This window comes from Streptomyces sp. NPDC048424 (genome assembly GCF_040651555.1).
Taxonomy (GTDB): domain Bacteria; phylum Actinomycetota; class Actinomycetes; order Streptomycetales; family Streptomycetaceae; genus Streptomyces.
Map to the genome: position 1 here is coordinate 1 of NZ_JBEZKE010000083.1, position 2074 is coordinate 2074.

Consider the following 2074-nt stretch of genomic DNA (forward strand, 5'->3'; position numbering starts at 1 on the left):
GCCCACCCCGAACCCTCCAGCCCCGCCGGCGTTTGAGGCGCGGGGGTCCGGGGGCAGCGCCCCCAGCAGCCCACCCGCAGCGGCCACCCCAGCTAAGCCCCCCATTCCAGCCCCGCCGGCGTTTGAGGCGCGGGGGTCCGGGGGCAGCGCCCCCAGCAGCCCACCCGCAGCGGCCACCCCAGCTAAGCCCCCCACTCCAGCCCCGCCGGCGTTCGAGGCACGGGGGTCCGGGGCCAGCGCCCCGCCCGCACCAGCCACATCAGCCCAGCCCATCCCAGCCCCGCCGGCGTTCGAGGCGCGGGGGTCCGGGGGCAGCGCCCCCAGCGGCTCCGCCGCACCGTCCGACGAGGCCTACCGCTACGGCTTCGGCTACGCCCCCGCGCCGGCGGCAGCCACCGCAGCCACAACGGCCACCACCGCCCCGGCGCACGGCCTCACCTACGCCGCCCCCCACGACCGCCTCCGCACCGCCACCCACCGCATCCGCGAAGCGACCGGCGCAGCCCTCGTCGTGACCTCCTCCCCCGCCCTCTGGGCCGAGACCAAGGACGCCCGCGCCAAACTCGGCCCGGTCCTCCTCTACGATCCCTCGCACCTGTGCGACACCCCGGCCCGCATGCACTGGAACCCCGCCGACGGCTGCGCCGACCGCGACACCGCCGCCGCACGCGCGATCGCCCTGCTCGCCCCCGTACGTCCACAGGCCCGCATGGACGCGGCGGTCGCCGACACCGCGGAAACGCTCCTGCGCAGCTGGCTCCAAGCCGTCGCCCTCGACGGCCGCCCGTTCAAGCAGCTCCACCGCTGGGCCCAGGGCAACAGCGCCCAGGACCCGGTCCGCATCCTGCGCACCCACCCCCAGGCCGCCCCCGGCGCGGCCGGCGAGCTGGAGAGCGCCCTCACCGCCCACCCCGAACGCCGGGAACTGGCCCAGAACCTGACGGCCCGGGCCCTCTCCTGCCTGACCTCGATCCACATCCGCGAGGCCTGCAATCCGAACCGAACAGATGCACTCACCTTGGCATCGTTCGTGACCGAAGGGGGCACCCTCTACATGGTGGGTGAGCCTCTGGAGGATCCCCGCACCCACCCGGGTGCGATGCCCCTGCTGACCGCACTCGCCTCGCACGTGGTCGAGCACGGCCGCCGCATGGCCGCACGGTCATCCCACGGTCGGCTCGACCCACCACTGTCCCTGGTCCTGGACGACGTGGCCGCGGTGGCCCCGATCCCCCAGCTCCCGGAGCTCCTGGCCCAGGAGGCCCTCCCCCTCCTGGCAATGTGCCGCAGCCGCGAACAGGCCCGCTCCCGCTGGCCCGACGCGGACCTGCCCTGAGCCCTCCCCCCGAGCCCTGCCCCTAAGACCAGCCCCGGCTCAAGGCCTCGGGATCACGAACTCCAGCTCCTTGGCGGACGGGTCGCTCTCCAACGGCACCCGCACACCGCTGTCCTGGAAGCCGATGCGCCGGTAGAAGGCCTGCGCCCGCTCGTTCCGCTCGTGCACGTAGAGCCGTACGCGTTCCAGCGCGGGCCCCTCCAGCGACCAGGCCCACTCCAGCCCGGCCCGGAACAGCTCCTCGGCCACCCCGGTCCCCCGCAGGCCCTCGCGGACGAACACGCCCACGACGTGGCCCTGGGGCGTCTCGATCTCACGGTCGAGGAAGTCGGTGGTGCCGAGCTCCTCGACCAGTACGGTCACGGAGCCGTTCCACACCCCGTCGGGCCCTTCGGCCACGAACTGCCGCACGGCCCGCCCCGAAGCGGCGCCGGCAGTGCGCTCCTGCCAGAAGCTGTCCGACCTGGCCTCGGCGAGCTCGGCGGTGTCGAGGAAGGCAATGGGAGCCACGGGATCCCGGAGCGAGTCGATCCGCAGATCCCTGACCTTCTCCCACTCGTCTTCGCGCACCGGACGTATCACATGCTGGATATCACTCATAGTCGCCGATCATAACCAGCAGACCACGCGGACTTCATCCGTATAAACGCAGAAAAGCCCCGCACCGAGCCCGAAGGCTTGGTGCGGGGCTTCCCGCAATGATTGTTCGGCGGCGTCCTACTCTCCCACAGGGTCCCC

At 73.2% G+C, this 2074-nt stretch carries 2 protein-coding genes; one reads left to right on the forward strand and one right to left on the reverse strand.

Annotation, left to right across the window (positions count from 1 at the left end):
- Window positions 1-1336, forward strand: a 1336-nt coding sequence (locus tag AB0D29_RS38695; RefSeq protein ID WP_362860527.1) for a type VI secretion protein, incomplete at its 5' end; no start/stop codon positions are given.
- A gap of 39 nt (window positions 1337-1375) precedes the next feature.
- Here AB0D29_RS38695 and AB0D29_RS38700 read toward each other — a convergent pair.
- Entirely contained in the window at window positions 1376-1927 is a 552-nt protein-coding gene (locus AB0D29_RS38700) for a GNAT family N-acetyltransferase (protein ID WP_362860528.1), read from the reverse strand.
- Window positions 1928-2074 lie beyond the last annotated feature (147 nt).